General features: G+C 30.8%; 16 protein-coding genes and 1 other annotated feature. Of the genes, 6 read left to right on the top strand and 10 right to left on the bottom strand.

Annotated elements, in window-relative coordinates:
- Positions 1–7: 7 nt before the first annotated feature.
- Positions 8–1,138 carry a THUMP domain-containing class I SAM-dependent RNA methyltransferase gene (locus ABV008_RS01930; protein ID WP_352418126.1) on the bottom strand — a complete coding sequence of 377 codons (1,131 nt, stop codon included), beginning with the start codon at positions 1,136–1,138 and terminating at the stop codon, positions 8–10.
- Positions 1,139–1,306: 168 nt separating this feature from the next.
- Between ABV008_RS01930 and ABV008_RS01925 the strand changes: the two genes are divergently transcribed.
- The 3 genes from ABV008_RS01925 to tyrS all read left to right on the top strand — a co-directional run bounded on the left by ABV008_RS01925 (position 1,307) and on the right by tyrS (position 3,819).
- A complete protein-coding gene (locus ABV008_RS01925) occupies positions 1,307–1,681 on the top strand; it encodes a class II SORL domain-containing protein (protein ID WP_352418125.1) in 375 nt (124 codons plus the stop codon).
- A 152-nt stretch (positions 1,682–1,833) separates the two neighbouring features.
- Positions 1,834–2,208: a class II SORL domain-containing protein gene (locus tag ABV008_RS01920; protein WP_352418124.1), complete on the top strand. Its 375-nt coding sequence runs from the start codon at positions 1,834–1,836 to the stop codon at positions 2,206–2,208.
- 66 nt (positions 2,209–2,274) lie between these two features.
- Positions 2,275–2,476: a binding site (T-box leader), on the top strand.
- Positions 2,477–2,595: 119 nt separating this feature from the next.
- A complete protein-coding gene (tyrS, locus tag ABV008_RS01915; protein ID WP_352418123.1) occupies positions 2,596–3,819 on the top strand; it encodes a tyrosine--tRNA ligase in 1,224 nt (407 codons plus the stop codon).
- A 92-nt stretch (positions 3,820–3,911) separates the two neighbouring features.
- Here the strand turns inward: tyrS and ABV008_RS01910 are convergent, their stop codons facing one another.
- Entirely contained in the window at positions 3,912–5,618 is a 1,707-nt protein-coding gene (locus ABV008_RS01910) for a methyl-accepting chemotaxis protein (protein ID WP_352418122.1), read from the bottom strand.
- 332 nt (positions 5,619–5,950) lie between these two features.
- Between ABV008_RS01910 and ABV008_RS01905 the strand changes: the two genes are divergently transcribed.
- Together ABV008_RS01905 and ABV008_RS01900 are read left to right on the top strand one after the other, a co-directional pair.
- Positions 5,951–6,394 carry a MarR family winged helix-turn-helix transcriptional regulator gene (locus tag ABV008_RS01905; RefSeq protein WP_352418121.1) on the top strand — a complete coding sequence of 148 codons (444 nt, stop codon included), beginning with the start codon at positions 5,951–5,953 and terminating at the stop codon, positions 6,392–6,394.
- A 10-nt stretch (positions 6,395–6,404) separates the two neighbouring features.
- Positions 6,405–7,763, top strand: a complete 1,359-nt coding sequence (locus tag ABV008_RS01900; RefSeq protein WP_352418120.1) for an MATE family efflux transporter — start codon at positions 6,405–6,407, stop codon at positions 7,761–7,763.
- A 70-nt stretch (positions 7,764–7,833) separates the two neighbouring features.
- On the opposite strand, the gene ABV008_RS01895 is transcribed toward ABV008_RS01900, so the two are convergent.
- From ABV008_RS01895 to ABV008_RS01875, 5 genes are all read right to left on the bottom strand, one after another.
- Positions 7,834–8,487, bottom strand: a complete 654-nt coding sequence (locus ABV008_RS01895; protein WP_352418119.1) for an NUDIX hydrolase — start codon at positions 8,485–8,487, stop codon at positions 7,834–7,836.
- Between the two features lie 172 nt (positions 8,488–8,659).
- Complete coding sequence (locus ABV008_RS01890; protein WP_352418118.1) at positions 8,660–9,181, bottom strand: peroxiredoxin; 522 nt, start codon at positions 9,179–9,181, stop codon at positions 8,660–8,662.
- 128 nt (positions 9,182–9,309) lie between these two features.
- Complete coding sequence (locus ABV008_RS01885) at positions 9,310–10,449, bottom strand: TMEM165/GDT1 family protein (RefSeq protein ID WP_352418117.1); 1,140 nt, start codon at positions 10,447–10,449, stop codon at positions 9,310–9,312.
- 47 nt (positions 10,450–10,496) lie between these two features.
- Positions 10,497–12,275, bottom strand: a complete 1,779-nt coding sequence (locus ABV008_RS01880) for a sensor domain-containing protein (RefSeq protein ID WP_352418116.1) — start codon at positions 12,273–12,275, stop codon at positions 10,497–10,499.
- A gap of 192 nt (positions 12,276–12,467) precedes the next feature.
- Positions 12,468–12,932 carry a hypothetical protein gene (locus ABV008_RS01875; protein WP_352418115.1) on the bottom strand — a complete coding sequence of 155 codons (465 nt, stop codon included), beginning with the start codon at positions 12,930–12,932 and terminating at the stop codon, positions 12,468–12,470.
- A gap of 230 nt (positions 12,933–13,162) precedes the next feature.
- On the opposite strand from ABV008_RS01875, the gene ABV008_RS01870 reads away from it, so the two are divergent.
- Positions 13,163–13,858 carry an RluA family pseudouridine synthase gene (locus ABV008_RS01870; RefSeq protein WP_352418114.1) on the top strand — a complete coding sequence of 232 codons (696 nt, stop codon included), beginning with the start codon at positions 13,163–13,165 and terminating at the stop codon, positions 13,856–13,858.
- Positions 13,859–13,957: 99 nt separating this feature from the next.
- On the opposite strand, the gene ABV008_RS01865 is transcribed toward ABV008_RS01870, so the two are convergent.
- The 3 genes from ABV008_RS01865 to ABV008_RS01855 all read right to left on the bottom strand — a co-directional run bounded on the left by ABV008_RS01865 (position 13,958) and on the right by ABV008_RS01855 (position 18,573).
- Positions 13,958–16,186, bottom strand: a complete 2,229-nt coding sequence (locus ABV008_RS01865) for an EAL domain-containing protein (protein ID WP_352418113.1) — start codon at positions 16,184–16,186, stop codon at positions 13,958–13,960.
- Positions 16,187–16,505: 319 nt separating this feature from the next.
- Complete coding sequence (locus ABV008_RS01860; protein ID WP_352418112.1) at positions 16,506–17,522, bottom strand: lysylphosphatidylglycerol synthase transmembrane domain-containing protein; 1,017 nt, start codon at positions 17,520–17,522, stop codon at positions 16,506–16,508.
- On the bottom strand, positions 17,512–18,573 hold the full coding sequence (locus tag ABV008_RS01855; protein WP_352418111.1) for a glycosyltransferase family 4 protein: 1,062 nt from the start codon (positions 18,571–18,573) through the stop codon (positions 17,512–17,514). The genes ABV008_RS01860 and ABV008_RS01855 overlap by 11 nt, the downstream gene beginning before the upstream one ends.
- Between the last annotated feature and the right edge of the window lie 58 nt (positions 18,574–18,631).

The following is an 18,631-nucleotide window of genomic DNA, read 5'->3' as shown; positions in this document are numbered from 1 at the left end:
TATATTCTTAGACAGGTCTAGGTCCATAATACTGATAATAATCTACCTTTATCCTGCCATTAAATAGCTTTCTTTTCTTATCTGCCTTTTTACCATAGAGTTTTTCAAATTCTTCATTTGATGTAATTACATAAATAGACCACGTATCTAATTTATTAAATACTTTACCCATTTTCCTATATAGTTCTTCGACTTCTTTTTTATCTCCCAATCTTTCTCCATAAGGAGGATTGCATATAATAACTCCATAGTTATTCTTAATGTCTATATCAGACATGTCCTTGACATCAAAAGTTATACAATCGTCTACTCCTGCTTCATAAGCATTTTCCTTAGCAGCCTCCACTGCTTTAGGATTAATGTCTGAGGCATAAATATTGATATCTAAATCTTGATTTATAGCCTTAAAAGCCTCTTTTCTTGCCTCTTTCCATAAAGTAGCTCCTATTCTTGGCCACTCTTCAGAAGCAAAACTTCTTTGCAAACCTGGAGCTATATTTTTACCGAGCATGACCGCTTCTATAGGTATAGTACCAGAGCCACAAAAAGGGTCTAATAATATTCTATTTGAATTCCAATAGCTTAAACTGACAATAGCAGCTGCTAATGTTTCCTTAATAGGAGCTTCTACATTTTCTACTCTATATCCTCTTTTATGTAATCCCTCTCCACTAGTATCTATTGTAAGCGTGGCTATGTCTTTGAGAATAGACACCTGAATAGTGTATTTTGGTCCATCTTCCTTAAACCATTCTGTTTTATATTTTTCTTTTAGCTTTTCAACTACTGCTTTCTTTACTATAGCCTGACAATCTGATACACTAAAAAGTTTAGAATTTACTGATTTTCCAGTGACAGTGAATTCGCCATCTTCTGTTATCCATTCATCCCAAGGAAGAGCCTTGGTGCCTTGAAAAAGCTCCTCAAAGGATAAAGCTTTAAATTCTCCCATTTTTAATAAAACTCTATCAGCAGTCCTTAGCCATAAGTTTGTTCTAGGTATCCCGGATTCATCACAACTAAAAGTAACCTTTCCATTTTCTACTGTTATTTTTTTATATCCCAGTTGCTCTACTTCTCTTTTTACTACTGCTTCCAATCCAAATGTTGATGTTGCAATTAGTTCTATATTTGCCATACTATCTCTCCTATGTAATGTCTTCATATATATTTTACCAAAAAGAAAAACTTTTTACTAACTATTAAATGTGTACTTTTTAACATTTTTTTGTTTTACTCAAAAATAGATGGGTATATTGTGAATAAATAATAAATATTAGATAAACATTGAGGAGGTAACAATAGTATGAAGTCATTAGGTCAATTTTTGCAATCCGGAGATTGGAAAGGTGAAAAACACGTTCCAGTAATACATATTCCTGAAAAAGTAAAAGCTGGAGAAGAGTTTGAAATAAAGGTTTTAGTCGGTGAGGAAATTTCTCATCCAAATACACAAGAACACTATATTTCTTGGATTAAAGTGTTTTTCTTACCTGAGGGTGCAAAATTCCCTGTAGAAGTAGGTAATTATAGCTTTACTGCTCATGGCGAAGGAGAAATATTTACTGAACCAACAGTAGTAAATAAAATAAAAGTGAATAAATCAGGTACAATCCATGCTGTAAGCTATTGCAACATTCATGGCTTATGGGAAAACTCTGCAGAATTAATAGTTGAATAATAAAGTTTATAAGTAAACAGAAATCATGCTTAAGAAAAGAATCCTTAGTAATTAAGGGTTCTTTTTTATTTTGACTCATATTGGGAATGCTATAAAGTAATAAATTTTTTATTTATTAAGAATATATTATTATAAACAGGAGGAATGTATATATGCAAAGCTTAGGTCAACTGTTACAAACAGGCGATTTCAAGAATGAAAAACATGTTCCAGTAATTCATCTTCCTAAGAAAATAAGTGAAGGAAAAGAATTTGAAATAAAAGTGTCTATTGGAGATGAAGTGAAACATCCAAACACTTTAGAGCACCATATTGAATGGATTAAGCTTTATTTTTTTAGTGAAGATGGTAAATTCCCTGTAGAGATTGCTAATTTTAATTTCTCTTCCCATGGTGAAGGTGGAGTATTTACAGAGCCAGTGGGACTAACTAATGTAATATTACATAAGTCAGGGTTTATTTATGCAATGGCATATTGTAATATTCATGGTTTATGGGAAAGCAAAGAAGAAGTAATATTCGAATAAATTTTTTATAAAATAACACTTGACAATAAATATAAAAAGAAATATCATATATGTCAAATCATATATTTATAGACTGTGAAGGAACTAGTAATATTTTATGGTTACATGTAGAGAGTAGGTTGGTTGGTGAAAAACCTTCAGTACATAAAATATGAATTACACTCTGGAGTCTCAATATGCAAATATTGCGTAGGTCATACGATATAATGACAAAGAGGCATCTTTTGATGCGAATTAAGGTGGTACCACGGGTTTTCTCGTCCTTACAAGGATGAGAAAGCCCTTTTTATTTTTAATAAATCAGTACAAATTAAATAGATATCCGGAATCTATTATTTTATTTTAATTACTTACACAAAAATAACCTTTAGTTAAGGAGGTAATCAAATGAATATATTTGATGTTTTACAAGAAAGAGGATATATTGCACAAACAACTCATGAACAAGAAATTAGGGAACTTTTAGGTAAAGAATCTGTTACATTTTATATAGGATTTGATCCTACTGCAGACAGCTTACATGTAGGACATTTTATAGCTATGATGTTTATGGCTCATATGCAAAAAGGCGGTCATAAACCTATAGCCTTGCTTGGCGGTGGTACTGCCATGGTTGGTGATCCTTCAGGAAGAACTGATATGAGACAAATGCTTACCAAGGAAAAAATAGAGCATAATGTAAATAGCATAAAGAAGCAATTAGAAAAATTAGTTGATTTTAGTGACGATAAAGCAATATTAGTAAATAATGCTGATTGGCTATTAGATTTAAACTATATTGATTTCTTGAGAGAAGTTGGTACTCATTTTTCAGTTAATAGAATGTTAACTGCTGAATGCTTTAAGCAAAGATTAGAAAAAGGATTATCCTTTTTAGAGTTTAACTATATGTTAATGCAAGGATATGATTTCTATGTATTAAATGAAAAATACGGATGCAAAATGCAATTAGGTGGAAATGATCAATGGTCTAACATGATTGCAGGTATGGAACTAGTAAGAAGAAAGTCTAATAAACAAGTATATGCCATGACATGCACTCTTCTTACAAATAGCGAAGGAAACAAAATGGGAAAAACTGCAAAAGGTGCATTATGGTTAGACCCAGAGAAAACATCTCCTTATGAATTTTATCAATACTGGAGAAATATTGATGATTCAGATGTTGACCAATGTTTGAGATTATTAACATTTGTACCAATGGATGAGGTTAGAAGACTTTCTGCTCTTGAAGGTGCTAAAATCAATGAGGCTAAAAAAGTATTAGCATTTGAAGTTACTAAACTTATTCACGGTGAAGAAGAAGCTAAAAAAGCTGAAGAAGCCTCAAAAGCGTTATTTGGTAGTGGTGGAGACTTAGATTCTATGCCTACTACTGAATTAGAAAAATCCTCATTTGAAGAAGGAATAGGAATCTTAAATCTTTTAACTCAAGTTGGACTAACAAAATCTAATGGAGAAGCTAGAAGATTAATAACTCAAGGTGGAATACATGTTGAAGATAAACAAATCAGCGATCCAAGTATAGTGATTACTTTAGAAAATTTTAATGATGATAGACTAATTATTAGAAAAGGTAAAAAAGTATACCACCAAATAAAATTAGTGTAAAAAAGAAGCTATTTAGCTTCTTTTTTACACTAATTATAGAAACAATAAATTATATAATATCTGTATTTGCTTCTTAGGATTTAAATACTTATTTACATTTTAATTTGAGAAATGTTCTGATTTAGCTCTTCAGCTAGCCTTGCTAAGTCATTACTAGCTGAAGCTATTTCCTCCATAGATGCAGTTTGCTGTTCTGTAGAAGCAGAAACGTTTTGAATTTGCTCAGACACTTCTTTGCTCATATTTTCTAGTTGAGTAGAAGAAGAAACTACGTTTTCACTTCCTTTAGCTACTTGATTTATAGATTCAGCTATTAGACTTATTTGAGCATTAACTTTATTTACTAAATCAGCAATTGTTTCAAAGGATTTTTCTGTGATATTAACTATGTCAATTCCCTTGTCAACATTAGCCATTCCTTCTTCCATAGCCGAATTAGTTCTATGTATGATTTCATCATTATTTAATATTAACTGCTGTATATCCTCTGTAGCCTTTTGAGACTCTTCTGCTAACTTTCTAATTTCTTCTGCAACTACTGCAAATCCTCTCCCTTGCTCACCAGCTCTTGCAGCTTCTATTGCTGCATTTAATGCTAGTAAGTTTGTTTGCTCTGCAACATTTTGAATCAAGTTAGTCATATCAGCCATCTTCTTTGAACTATTAGTAACCTCCGCTAAAGCTTCTTTAACTTGGTCCGTACTATTTGCTATCTTTTTCATTTGATTAATAACTTCTTTTATATCTCTCTTACCTACATTAGTATGTTCAAAAGCTTCATTACTTAAGCTGTTGATTTCTTCTGAGTTACTGTAAATTTCTTGAATGCTTGCAGATATTTGCTCCATTGAAGAAGTAATATCTAATATCTCTCTTAACTGTTTTTCTGAGCTTTGAGCTACATCTGTAGATGAAGCTGCAATATTTTCAGAGGCCATAGCTGATTGTTCAGAAGTTGCTGTCAATTCCTCAGAAGAAGCAGCAACCTGTTCTGCTAAATGCATAACATTACCAACAAAACCTCTAAAATTATCTAGTATAGTTTGGAAAGCTAATGAAATTACTCCTATTTCATCTTTTCTTTCTAAAAGCTTGTCTTCAACATTTCTACTAATATCTAAATTTGAAATTTCTTTTGCGCGTTTGGTTATTACCTCTATTGGTTTGGATATATATGTACTTATAATTAATGAAACTATCATAGCTATAATTGCTGATATAATAACAATAAGTATAGTAGAATATCTTAAGTTATTTAGTTCAGCTAGTATTTCATACTCAGGTGCAGTAACTGCAATAGACCAACCCGTATTTCCTATAGGAGCATACCCATTTAGCTTGTCTGTACCTTGAAACATATATGAAGCTTGTCCTGTTTCTCCAGCTATCATTTTTTCAAAGAGAGCTACTAAAGACTCATATCGGGGGTCATTCTTCATATTTTCGTATTTTAGCTCCTCTGACATAATTAGACTTTCATCTGGATGGGCTATGATATTACCTTCTTCATTTACAATAAAAGCATATCCAGTTTTTGCATATTTAATATCTTCTATTGCCTGATTTAGATTGCCTGTATTTTTTGAAAAAACAAGTTCTACATAATTTGCAGCACTTGTTGCTACTTGAACTAAATTGTCATTTGTATTTTTTATCAATGCTTCTTTTGCATTAATAAAGGCTATGGCACTCAGGCTAACACATAGAAGAAGTGTCAATATAGTTAATGATAGAGTCATTTTAATGCGCAGACTACTCAGCTTATATGATCTTTTGCTTTTGATTTTTTCTTGTTCCATATAAATTCCTCCTGTAGTTTTTCTAACTTTAATAAATAATACCCCTTTATAGTAAAGTTTAACAAACTAATTTAATTCTCACCAATAAAAAACACCTTTAGTAAAAGATTTCCTTATGTGTATTATTATTGATTAACAACTTGCTCGTTAATATTTACATAAATAACAAAACATTATATATAGTTTTGTTATTACATGCCTATGTTACCATATAAGTGTATGAAGTTCCACATATCGATGATAAAAAATAAACATCTATTGACATATAAGCAAAAAGTAATTAGAATTCTAATAGTAAGAATTCTAACTATTTCTCGAAGTGGGTGAAGATCATGAAAGAAAAAAAATTAAATGAGTTATATCCTCTTTTTCTTGAATTTTTACCATTATTTCATCAAAAAATAGGTTCTGAGCTTCGTAAGAATAATGATAAATATAAATGTAATAAAAATCAGCATAAGACAATAATGGTAATCGGAAACATGGGTAAAATAACTCCTACTGTACTTGGAAAATATTTAGATTTAAAAAAAGGCAGCTTAACCACCTTAATTGACTCCCTAGAAAAGATGAATCTTCTCGAAAGACATATTGACCCTAATGATAGAAGAAAAACTCTTCTTCAATTAACTAAAGAAGGTAAAAACTATTTTAAGTCTAGAAATGAAGAACTTGAAAAAAAATTACAAAATATATTTATGGTGCTAACGGAAGAAGAATTAGATGAATTTATGAGTAGCTTAAAAAATGTAGTTGAAACTTTAAAAACAGTATAGGAGGAAATATATGGACAGAGCAAAATTATTAGGTGAAGAAAAAATAAGTAAATTGCTACTTAAATTTTCTATTCCGGCAATTGTGGGCATGATAGTTAATGCCCTTTATAATATAGTAGATAGGATTTTTATAGGAAATTTCGTTGATTCTTTAGGCTTGGCAGGTATTACTATCGCATTTCCAATTATGATTATACTTATGGCTTTTGGAATGCTTGTCGGTATAGGAGCCACTTCATTAATATCTATAAGATTAGGCGAAGGGAAAAAGAAGGAAGCTGAACTGATATTGGGAAATGCAATGATTTTATTAATTGTTTTTTCTGCATCTATTTCCTTTATTGGTTTAATATTTTTGGACCCAATACTTAAGCTCTTTGGAGCAAGTCCACAGGTTTTACCTTATTCCAAGGCATATTTAAGTATTATATTACTTGGTGCAGTTTTTCAAACAATAGGATTTGGAATGAATAACTTTATACGTGCAGAAGGTAATCCTAAGAGGGCTATGTCTACAATGCTAATAGGTGCTATTCTTAATACAATACTTGATCCAATTTTCATAATAGTATTTGATATGGGAATTAGGGGAGCAGCTTTAGCTACTATTATTTCTCAGGCAGTATCTGCAGCATGGGTATTAAGCTACTTTTTTAGTGGAAAAAGCTCTCTTACAGTAAGGAAGGAAAACTTGAAGCTAAATTTCCCTATTGTAAAAGGAATCCTTTCCATTGGTTCTGCTCCCTTTGCAATGCAGGTTGCAGCTAGTGCAATAACTACATTATTAAACCATAGTCTGAAGACTTATGGTGGTGATTTGGCTATTTCTGCTTATGGAGCAATTAATAGTTTTTCAACTATACTACTTATGCCTATATTTGGAATTAATCAGGGTGCACAGCCAATCATAGGATTTAACTATGGAGCAAAAAAATACGATAGAGTTAAGAAAGCTTTATTACTTGCAATCACAGCTGCTACTTCATTTACTATCATTGGTTTTATTGTCACAAGGATTTTCCCTGAACAGCTAGTAGCTCTATTTAATAGTAAAGATAAAGAGCTAATAAAAATTGGAGCAAATGGCATGAAAATATTCTTTGCAATGCTTCCACTTATAGGATTCCAAATTGTAAGTTCAAACTACTTCCAAGCTACTGGAAAACCAAAGCAGGCAATGTTACTTAGCTTATCTAGACAGGTTTTAATGCTTATACCAGCTATATTGATACTACCTCGTTTCTTTGATTTAAATGGAGTATGGATGGCTGGACCAACTGCTGACTTTTTCGCTTCTTTACTTACAGGTGCCTTCATATTATATGAAATAAAGCATTTACAAGAAAAGCATGATGAAAATCAAGCATAGTTCCTTCGCTAACACTCAGGATGACGTTGCAAAAGTCATCCTGAACACAGTAAAGGATAACTTTTTCTTCTTAAATTTTAAGCTTAGTACTTAATAGAGGCTGGTCCTCTGTCACTATATTTAATATATCTATAAAATTTTTTATAAATCTTGCAGTCATACCCCATATTACATAGTCATCATAGACATAAAAATGTACGGCTTGCTTTTTCTTATGCCAGTTATAATCCTTACCATTCTGTATCATATGATATGGAAAATCTTCGTTAGTAGTAACTTCTAATTTTGTATAATGTATTTCTGGTTCTGTATTTATAAAAAAATCTAATGGTACTGTAAATATATGGTCTACCTCATCTTCACTATATTTTATGCTATCTATGTCTATGTCTTTAAGAAGCCCTGCAAAGCCATATACAGCACTATTTGTAGATACTATGTAATCTAGCTCTCCAAGTAATGTTATATTTTCATATTTAATATTTAGTTCTTCGCAGGTTTCTCTGATAGCTCCTTCACTAAAGCTTTCTCCTATTTCAACTTTTCCACCTGGAAATGATATTTCATTTGGTTGTCTATCTAACTTCTCTGAACGAACTTCAAATATAACATGCCATTCTTCATTTACAGTTACTAATGGCATTAAAACAGCATAATTATGTATTATTTCCATAGGTTTTCCTTGCCGCTTTTTAAATATTTGCTCAATATAAGAAATATCCAACTAAACCACCTCATTATGATTTTATCATATTTTTTATAACCTGTAGGGAAGTTTTCGCTTAATTTTGCTTTATATAAAAAACCTTCCTATAACATTAAGAAAAAATCAGACGCCCATTGGGCGTCTCTGGTATTAACGGCAAATAACCGTCCATTCATGTATTTTTTCTAAATTATAATAGTTCGTCCCCTTCATTCCAATCAATAGGGCACAATCCTCCAGTTTGTAGTGCTTTAAGTACTCTTATAGTTTCATCTACACTTCTGCCTATTCCAAGATCATGAACTACTGAGTATCTTACCATACCTTCTTGGTCAATAATGAAAAGTCCCCTTAATGCAATTCCTTCCTCTTCTATAAGAACCCCATAATCTTTTGAAGCAGTCCTTGCTCTATCTGAAGCTAGAGGGAATTTCAGCTTTCCTAAGTCTCCCTTTATCCAAGCTCTATGAGAATGCTCACTATCTGTACTTATGGCTAAAACTTCTGCTCCTGCTTTTTTAAACTCCTCGTACCTATCACTGTAGGCTCTTATCTCCGTCGGTCAAACGAAGGTGAAATCAAGAGGATAAAAGAACATTACTAGCCATTTTCCCTTATAATCACTAAATTTAACTTCTCCGAAATCTTCACCATTAGGCATAACTGCATTTAGTCTAAAGTCTAGTGCTGGTTTCCCAACTATTCTTTCCATTTAGTTTCCTCCTTATGTTAAAAAATAATACTCATCGGTATATTTATTCCCTAATGATAATATTTTAAACATAAGTCATATTTGGCATATAGCTTATTTCCTAAGTCTAAGTATATTACGATAGCTCTTTATTGGTTATTCTCTTTATTTAAATCTTCAATTCTCTTTTTAACTCTATAATAAATTCTCTCATTTCTTTTTTTCATATTCTTAAAATAATTATTCATATTACCATCAAAAGAAAGTGTTTCTCCAAATGCTATAGTCTCTAGTGCCAATCTCACTTTATTTACTACATAATTTTCGCCCATATTATTATCAAAATTCATTAAGTGAGATATAGTTAGAGCTAAAGCTTCAATCACTTTCCCCTGTTCAAAATTCTTTACATTATGTTTAGGAAGTTCTTCCCATTCAGAAGGTAAAATATATATACCGTCTTCTGTAGCAGATTTCAATGCCCTTTTTGTAAATCCAACAAGACATTTGCTACCCGAACATGTACCGCATTGAGATTCTCCAAGGCATATATTATCTACTGCCTTCTTAATTTCATTTGCTTGAATATAGAGAGTGGCTGCAGCCTCCTGCATAGGAAGTCTTCTGCCTAATCTTTTTGCTTTAAAGATTGGTCTCAGCAGTAAGTAAACAAAAATAGACAGTGCGATAAAATAAAGTATAATGTTAATTTCTGATAAATAACTTTTAGGTACTGTCTGAAATAACTTTAAAGTACCAAAGAATAGAAAAATTCCAGAAGAAACTATTTTTATTGCAAGCTCAGGTACTTTCTCACCTATTATGCTTCCTACAAATATTCCCAAGCTACTTGTAGCTATCATTCCTAGTACTGTTCCAAATAATATGAAAATAGGGTGATTTGCATCTGTAGCCAAGGTCATTGCAGCAAGCTGAGTTTTATCACCTAGCTCTCCAACAAAAAAAGCAAAAGCTACAGTTAAAACTGGTCCATAGCTTTTCCTTGTTTCTTTTTCTTCCTCTTCATCATGATTTCTTAAAGTCCATAGACCAAATACAATAAACATTATTCCTGCTGCCATTTGTATCTTATCTAAAGGTATTATGTTTGATAGATAAGAACCTAGGGCTATGGCTATACCATGATTTAAGGCCGAGCCAATTAGGACTCCTAATAAAACTTTTTGCACCCTATATTGTGTTGCAAATGTCATGGCTAATATTTGGGTCTTGTCTCCCATTTCTGCTGCAAAAATAAAGAAAAATGCCTTTAATAATTCGTTTAGCATATGTATCCCTCCACCACTTAGAAAATAATTATATAAAACGAGAGTATTTATGCACTCTCGTTCTTTTTTGCCAAAAGTTCTTCGATTTTTTCTGCTGAGACTGGTGGACTATAATAATATCCTTGAATAATGTTTCCACCATTAGTTGTAATAAAGTTCAGCTGTTCTTTTGTTTCAACTCCTTCAGCTACTGAATTTATTTTAAGTTCACGGGAAAGATTTAATATTACTTTGGCAATAGCTCCATTATCCTTTTCTGGATAATCTTTAATAAACTCTCTATCGATTTTTATATAATCAAATTTTAATTTCCTAAGATACCCTAATGACGAATATCCAGTACCAAAATCGTCTATAGATATTGGAATACCCATATCTTTTAATAGAGAAAGCTTTTTATTTACATCATTTATATTTTCAGCTAATGTACTTTCTGTAATCTCAATGCCTAAATATTTTCCTTCTAATTCGCAATTATTTAATATTTCTTTTACTTCATGGATAAAACTTTCATTCTTAAACTGAATAGGAGATAAATTTACTGAAATAGGGATTTTAGGTAACCCTTTTTCTTGCCAATTTTTATTTTGTTTGCAAGCCTCTGTAATAACCCACTTTCCTATATCATTTATAACACCTATTTTTTCTGCAATAGGTATAAATATAAAAGGTAAAACTTGCCCAAGTTCACCATTATCCCACCTTACTAAAGCTTCTGCTCCTATTATTTCATTAGTTTTGGAATCAATTTGCGGCTGATATAATAGACTTAATTCTTTATTGTCAATTGCAGCCCTTAACAGTGCTTCTATTTTCACTTCTCTTTGCAGTTTTTCTCTTATACCTTCACTATAGAACACGTAATTTTTATCATTGCTCTTTTCTGCCAAATTAGTTGATAAATTTATATCTTCAATAATTTTACTGATATTATTATGTTTGTTTGTTATAGGTAATATTCCCATTGCAATATTTATAAAAATTATTTCACTATCACTACTAAACCCAATATCAATAGCATTATTTAAATCTTCAATAATGGATTCAATATTATGTATTCCTTTACAAATACTTCCTAGTATTATAAAGTTTTCTTTGCCAGTTCTAAATAATATTCCTATGCCATTAAAAACTAGTCCTATCCTCTTACTCATGTTCACTATAACTTCATCCATTAATCTATAGCCATAGCTTGCAACTACTTCATCATAGTTTGTTATTCTAATTGATAGTAAAAATTGCTTTTCATCTTTTGTTCTCTCTAAGTCTATCTCTTTAGCTAATATTCCTTCTAAGTACTTTTCATTTGGAAGACCTGTAAGTAGGTCGTATTTGTCCAGTCTACGGAACTGGTCTTCTTTTGCTTTAATATCTACTACATCTTGATATATACCTAAATAATTTACACTTTTCCCCCTATGTCTTTCTGCCTCTGTTATAGTCAAATATCTAGAAAATATTTCTCCATTTTTTTTTCTATTCCACACTTCACCTTCCCATACTACCCCTTTCATGAGATTTTCTTTCATTTCAAGTGAAAAATCTTTGTCTTGAATCCCAGCATTAAGAAAGTTTGGATGTTTATTTAGTACCTCTTTCATAGTAAATCCAGTAAGCTCTTCAAAACTTTTGTTTACATAAATAATCTTTTTTTCACTATCAGTAATTATTATAGGGTTTTTTAGGTTTTCAAACAGTTTCTCTCCAGCTATAATCTCAATATTATCTTTCCTTTTATTGTGACAAAATAATAAAACAGATATAAATATTATAATTATAATTGGCATTTGAATAGCTTTAAAATCTATTGTATTTATAGCATTCATAAGATTATGGATCATTATGTCTCACTTCCTTTGGAAAATAAGCTAAGACTTCACTAAAATGAAGTCTTAGCTATGTACATTTTACTACAAAGTGCATTTGATTTCTACAAAAAAAGAATCCTTTTTAATATAAGGACTCCCTTTAATCTCATATTTAATCATGAACAATTAACACGTTTAATTCGCATAAAATCATCTTAAAAAAGCTTCTATTATTTCTACATGTCTTTTTTCTTCATAAATAATTCTTGTTAGTACCTTATAGCTAATGCTCTCAATATCTTCAGATTTCCGTACTAATAACCCCTGTATCCTTACAACAAGAGCAAGATGTTTTTGTTTAAAATCTAAAGCATCTATCAATATTTCTCTAACCTCATAAACTTCTTTATAAATAAGCTCATTTTTAAATGCAGAGATAATCTTAGAAATAGTGTCATAAATATCAAAATCTATCTGTGCCTCCTCTATATTTGATATTTCTTCTTTTATCTTTTTATAGGTATTTATATGTCTTTCTTCCTCTCTTATAAATACACCTGCCACTAGTCTTGCATGATCACTTATTGTGAGATTTCTCTGAAGCAATTTATAAAGTTCAACTGATTTTTCATCGATTTCAATTATTTTGTCTATTATGTCTACTACTGTATACATTAATCCGATTCCCTTTCTATAATCAAATATAATCTATTGTTTGATTATAGCACAAATTTTCAACATTTTTCAACAAAGTTAAATTTTTGCCAAGGTCTTATATGGTTTGAAAGGTGCAGTTTTTCCCCAAACTCAAATACTATATAGGTATACTTTCCTAAATTTATACATTGATATTTATATAATTTTCTGGAAGAATTGATTATAGAACAAATATAAGGAGAATTCGAATGAAAATAAAAATACTTTTTCAAGATAAAAGCATAATAGTGGTTGAAAAGCCCCCTAAAATGCCTTGCCAAAGCGATAAAACTCAGGATGAGGATTTAATGGGTGTATTAGCTAAACAGCTAATGGAGAATGGAGTTAAAAAACCATATCTAGGTCTTGTTCATAGGCTTGATCGTCCTGTAGGTGGAGTATTGGTTCTTGCAAAATCTAAAGAAGCTAATAGGATTTTATCAAAGCAAATATCTGAACAAGGCTTTACTAAGGAATACCTTACAGTGGTCTGTGGTAAACCTGCTATTCCATGTAATGAGTTAAAGGATTACTTGAAAAAGCTTGTGACAATTAATATGAGTAAGGTGGTGCCTAAAGACACAAAAAATGCTAAAGAAGCTATTTTGAAATATAGTCTCATAAACACAACAAACACTGATGAATATGGTGATGTTAGTTTGCTTAAAATTGGTTTAAAAACAGGACGACATCATCAAATAAGAGTTCAACTTTCTAATGCAGGTCTACCTATATGGGGGGACAACAAGTACAATAAAATTTTTGTCAAAAAAAAGGAATGGACTCAAATATCTCTTTGGGCACATAAAGTGGCTTTTAAGCATCCTATGACTAATGCTTTGGTTAACTTTTCTAGTTTGCCTTATGATGAGTATCCATGGAATCTTTTTACGATTAATAAGTAAAAAAGCAAAAGCCCCTTCTAGGCATTAATTTCTGCCTAGGATAAGGGCAATGACAAATTGGAATGCTTTTAAGCTAATATTAATTTAATCTGTATAACCCTATTTCAATAATTTTTCAAATTCATCTGGTGGCACAGGTTTACTGTAGTAAAACCCTTGAGCCTTGTTACATCTATTTTTTCTCAAAAACTCTAGCTGTTCTTTAGTTTCTACGCCTTCTGCCGTTACTTTTAAGTTTAACTGATGAGCAAGAAGTATAATGGCTCTTGTAATTTTCTCATTTTTTGTGTTTAAATTTATATCTTTTATAAAGGATCTATCTATTTTAAGTTCATCAACACTCATTTCTTTTAATTTATATAAACTAGAGTAGCCTGTTCCAAAGTCGTCTATAGAAATATTTATTCCTAGTGACTTTAATTTTTTTAGCATTTCAACAGTATACTCTATATCCATAATTGCTATTGACTCTGTGATTTCTAAAACTAGACAACCAGGACTAATACCTGTTTCGTTGATTATCCTTAATACTGTTTCCGCAAAATTTGGCTGTTGAAATTGTTTTGCAGAAATATTAACAGAAACCTTTCTAGGCTCGTACCCTTTATTTATCCAAGCTTTGTTTTGCAAACAAGCAGTTCTTATTACCCACTCACCTATTGAAACTATAAGCCCTGTTTCTTCAGCTAAGGGGATAAATCTTGCTGGATTAACAAGTCCTTCTTTTGGCTTTTCCCATCTTACAAGAGCCTCCATTCCAGTTATAGTTCCTGTACTTAAATCTATTATTGGTTGGTAGAATAATCTTAATTCATTGTTTTTCTCAGCTTGTCTCAGTTGATTTATCAAAATTAAATTATCCATTTCCTTTTCACTTAGCTCTTTTGTGTATATATAGTAACCATTTCCTCCATTACTCTTGGCTTTGTACATTGATATGTCAGCATTTTTCATTAATGCTTGAATTGTTTTCCCTGCTTCTGGATAAATAGCTATGCCAATGCTTGTAGTTAAAAATAATTCGTATGCATATATGACAAAAGGGTTCTTAAAATCTTCTATAATTTTTTTTGCTAGTTGCACTGCTTCATTTTCATTTTTTATGTCGTCAATTAAAATAAGAAACTCGTCTCCACCAATTCGAGATAAAACATCAGATTTTCTAATAAATTGATTTGCTCTCTTTCCAACTAAATCTAACACCTTATCACCAATGTCGTGTCCCAGAGTATCATTAATGTGTTTAAATCTATCTAAATCAAAGTAAAGCAACGCAAATCTACTTTTCTCTTTAGCTGCCTTGGTAATACACCTGCTTAAAGTTTCTATAAAAAAAAGCCTATTAGGTAAGGATGTAACACTATCATAATACGCAAGATTGTGGATTTTCTTTTGATGCATAAGCAAATCCTTATTGGCAGCATGCAGTTCTCTTGTCCTCTTATAGACTTCTGCTTTTAATCTTTTATTCCATATGATAAAAAGTAAAATCACTGAAAATATTAAACCTACTACTACTAAAACTTCTTTGGTATATATCTTAAGAATATCTTGTTTGTTTAGAATATCTTGTCCGAACCATTTCCTATATATTTTATCATAAGTCCCATTTTTCATTAAATTTCCTAGTCCCTGCTCTAGTGTATTAACTAGATTTTCATTACCTGGATAACTTGCAGGACCATATTCAGTTGTTCTCATTGGTTCACCAACAATTTTAACTAAATGTGTTTGTTTTGCTCTTTGGAGATAATACAAACCAGTAAGCTTATTTCCTACACAAGCGTCAGCTTCTCCATTCAGTAAAGCATCCATAGCTTGTTTTTGGTCCTTCTTTGGAATCAAAATAACTTCAGGCACATTCATTATAATCTCATGATTGATATCTCCTTCTTGGAATGCTACTTTTAACCCAGATAAGTCTTCTAATTCTGTAATAATGCTTGTCTCCTTCATGACAAAAATAACTTGTGAATTAATTACAGTAGGACTCGTAAATAAAAATTTCTTTTCTCTATCCTTTGTCTTGGAAATTCCTTGTATAGCATCTACTTCTTCTCTTTCTAGTGCACCCAGGGCTTCGCTCCATTCCATAGGCATAAGTTTAATGTCTATTCCCAACTCAATTGATAAGGCGTTCATTATATCGACATTAAACCCTTTATAGATTCCATTTTCATCTATATATTCATAGGGAGGATGATTATTGTCTCCTGCCACATGTAAAGTAATTGTATCATCAGTAAGTGCGTTTTGGTGAGTTCTATTTATTCTAAACATAAATACTGTGGCAATTATTAAGAGGCAAATAAATATTTTCTTTCTCACTCTAATAGTCTCCTCTCTTAAAACTATTTTTTAATGTCTTCTACATATTTTTACAAACTCCTTCATAATATTTCATTTACATTATGATAATATCTATTTTAGGAAAAAAGTATTATATAGAAGCTTTTTTTGAGCCACTGCATAAGCGACTTGCTGCTTAAAACTCATTGACGGAAAGTTCTCTAAATAACAATGCTAAAGTAGAACTTTTCTATTCGTTATAAAAAATAATAGAAATTCATACTAGTTCAATTTTGAATTAGATGAATTTCTATTATTTTGAGACTTTGTTTTATTATAAGTACTTCTAAATATTTTTTTATATCTTTTGATTACTTGCTTCTCTACGAGATAATAAAGTAAAAAGTCCTCCAAACAATATATTAAAATAGAAGGTTATAATCCTCCATATTAACACAGCTATTCCAATGATACTTTTACCAAAAAATAAGCTAAAGAACATATAAAAGCTTCCTTCTGCTCCACCACTTGCTCCAGGTATAGGAATAAAAGATGTAATCATAACTACAAAAGCCTCAGCAGCTATCATATTACCTATAAATTTGCCATTTAATCCAAAGGCTCTATAGATAAAATATGGTATTATAAAAAATGACAATAATTGGAGCATAGTGAGTAGAGAAGTTTTCAAAATTAGCAAAGGATTGCTTCTTATATTTACAAAGCTATCTCTAAATAGCTTTAATTGTGCTTGAATTTTTTCAACTAATTTATCTGCGTCTTTAATAATTCTAATTTTCTCTAAAAACTTACAAAGAAATACTACTATAAAATGAGCAAAGTTCATATATGATGAAAGTAATATTAAAAAAACTATTACTGCAGTATTTACAATAAAGCCTATTGTTGCAAGATGAGTAAAATTTGATAGTCTAGCTTTAAAAAAACCTAATTTAAATACAAGTATTATAAAAGAATAGAGAGTTAAAACTGATTGGTACACTATAAACTTTCCAGTTAAAATAGAGCTCCCTACTCCTAAGTTAATCCCATTTTTCGACAGCTCATAGGCTTGGGCAGGTTGTCCCCCTGTTGCAAAAGGAGTTATAGAGTTGAAAAACTGACCTGTCATAGTAACCTTAAAAGAATCTCTAAATCTTATCTTTGCCTTTAAAGAACTAGCAATCATATGAAGTACTTTAGCTTCTAAAATCCAGTAAATTACCATAGCAAAAATAGCAAGAATAATCCAATATGGATCCAGCATCAATAGTTGCTTCATTATTTTATCTAATCCATTAGCTAAAATAATATAAGTAAATACTCCTATGCTAAATAGTAATCCTAATATTAATTTAATTATCTTATTTTTCATATCTTCTGCTCCAAAACCGTCTCATCTTTAAATCCTTGCTTATATCATCATAAAATTTCTTCCATAGTTTCAATACATGTTCTTTTGAATAATATGCGCTTCCTCTTATTGAACTCTCTTTTGCATTTTTATAAAGATTCTTATCGTGTTTTAGTTTGTACAATATTCCTTCAAATTCCTTATTTTCATCTGCTCTTAAATAATAATCAAACAATATATTCTTATATATGTCAATATCTCTTAGAACAATTGGTATATGACAATTCATAGCTTCTAAAATAGACATAGGAAATAATTCATTATACGATGGTAAAAAGAAAACATCTGACATATTGTATACTGAGTTCATATCCTTACGCTCTATAATTCCGATAAATTTCACATTTTCAGGTGGGGAATCTACTATTTCCTTTAGTTCTTTATACCCACATGTAATTTTCCCAAAGGAAAAACCTCCTGCCCATACAAATTGAACTTCAGGCATAGACTTTGCAATTCTCGCAAAATCAAGGACTCCCTTTCTAGTTTGCACTTGCCCTACTCCTAATACAACAAATGCTTCAGAATCTATGTTATATCTTTTTCTTACCTCTTTCTTTTTAGTTATATCATATGGATAAAAATCTTTAGACGAAACGAAATTAGGTATATATGTTATCTTGTTTCTATCTATTCCATATTCACAAAGCTTATCTATAAAGCATGGATTTACAGTAACTAAATAATCCATTTTATTATAAAATGTAATAATGTATTTATAAAATGCCTTTTTAAAAAGTGAGGGCATTTCTAAGCTCTCTTCTACAGTTTCAGGAAGAAAGTGAACATAGCCAACTGTTTTTCCTGAAACCTTAGTAAAAGGCAAACTCAAAAAATGCTTAAAATCCACAGTATGATAATGGGTAATATCTGAAAGTTTGAATTTATTTATTTCTATATTATACTCATCCGATAAACTATTTTTTACGAGATTCACTTGTTCTATATAAGCAGAAGCTACTCCTTGACCTTTTATTTTTTCAGCAGATGATAACATGTTAATTGTTGTCATAAATATCACTCCAATAATACCTTTATAGAATTTTAGTCATCCAGTTTTTAAAAAATAC

Origin of the sequence: Proteiniborus sp., assembly GCF_040308045.1 — a bacterium.
Classification (GTDB): Bacteria; Bacillota; Clostridia; order Tissierellales; family Proteiniboraceae; genus Proteiniborus.
Note: the sequence above shows the minus strand (reverse complement) of the source record. Positions and strands in the feature narration are given on the sequence as shown.

Bases quoted from the DNA above. Each gene is read 5' to 3' on its own strand.
- ABV008_RS01930 (WP_352418126.1), bottom strand. From the start codon at position 1,138: ATGGCAAATATAGAACTAATTGCAACATCAACATTTGGATTGGAAGCA.
- ABV008_RS01925 (WP_352418125.1), top strand. From the start codon at position 1,307: ATGAAGTCATTAGGTCAATTTTTGCAATCCGGAGATTGGAAAGGTGAA.
- ABV008_RS01920 (WP_352418124.1), top strand. From the start codon at position 1,834: ATGCAAAGCTTAGGTCAACTGTTACAAACAGGCGATTTCAAGAATGAA.
- tyrS (WP_352418123.1), top strand. From the start codon at position 2,596: ATGAATATATTTGATGTTTTACAAGAAAGAGGATATATTGCACAAACA.
- ABV008_RS01910 (WP_352418122.1), bottom strand. From the start codon at position 5,618: ATGGAACAAGAAAAAATCAAAAGCAAAAGATCATATAAGCTGAGTAGT.
- ABV008_RS01905 (WP_352418121.1), top strand. From the start codon at position 5,951: ATGAAAGAAAAAAAATTAAATGAGTTATATCCTCTTTTTCTTGAATTT.
- ABV008_RS01900 (WP_352418120.1), top strand. From the start codon at position 6,405: ATGGACAGAGCAAAATTATTAGGTGAAGAAAAAATAAGTAAATTGCTA.
- ABV008_RS01885 (WP_352418117.1), bottom strand. From the start codon at position 10,449: ATGCTAAACGAATTATTAAAGGCATTTTTCTTTATTTTTGCAGCAGAA.
- ABV008_RS01880 (WP_352418116.1), bottom strand. From the start codon at position 12,275: ATGAATGCTATAAATACAATAGATTTTAAAGCTATTCAAATGCCAATT.
- ABV008_RS01875 (WP_352418115.1), bottom strand. From the start codon at position 12,932: ATGTATACAGTAGTAGACATAATAGACAAAATAATTGAAATCGATGAA.
- ABV008_RS01870 (WP_352418114.1), top strand. From the start codon at position 13,163: ATGAAAATAAAAATACTTTTTCAAGATAAAAGCATAATAGTGGTTGAA.
- ABV008_RS01860 (WP_352418112.1), bottom strand. From the start codon at position 17,522: ATGAAAAATAAGATAATTAAATTAATATTAGGATTACTATTTAGCATA.
- ABV008_RS01855 (WP_352418111.1), bottom strand. From the start codon at position 18,573: ATGACAACAATTAACATGTTATCATCTGCTGAAAAAATAAAAGGTCAA.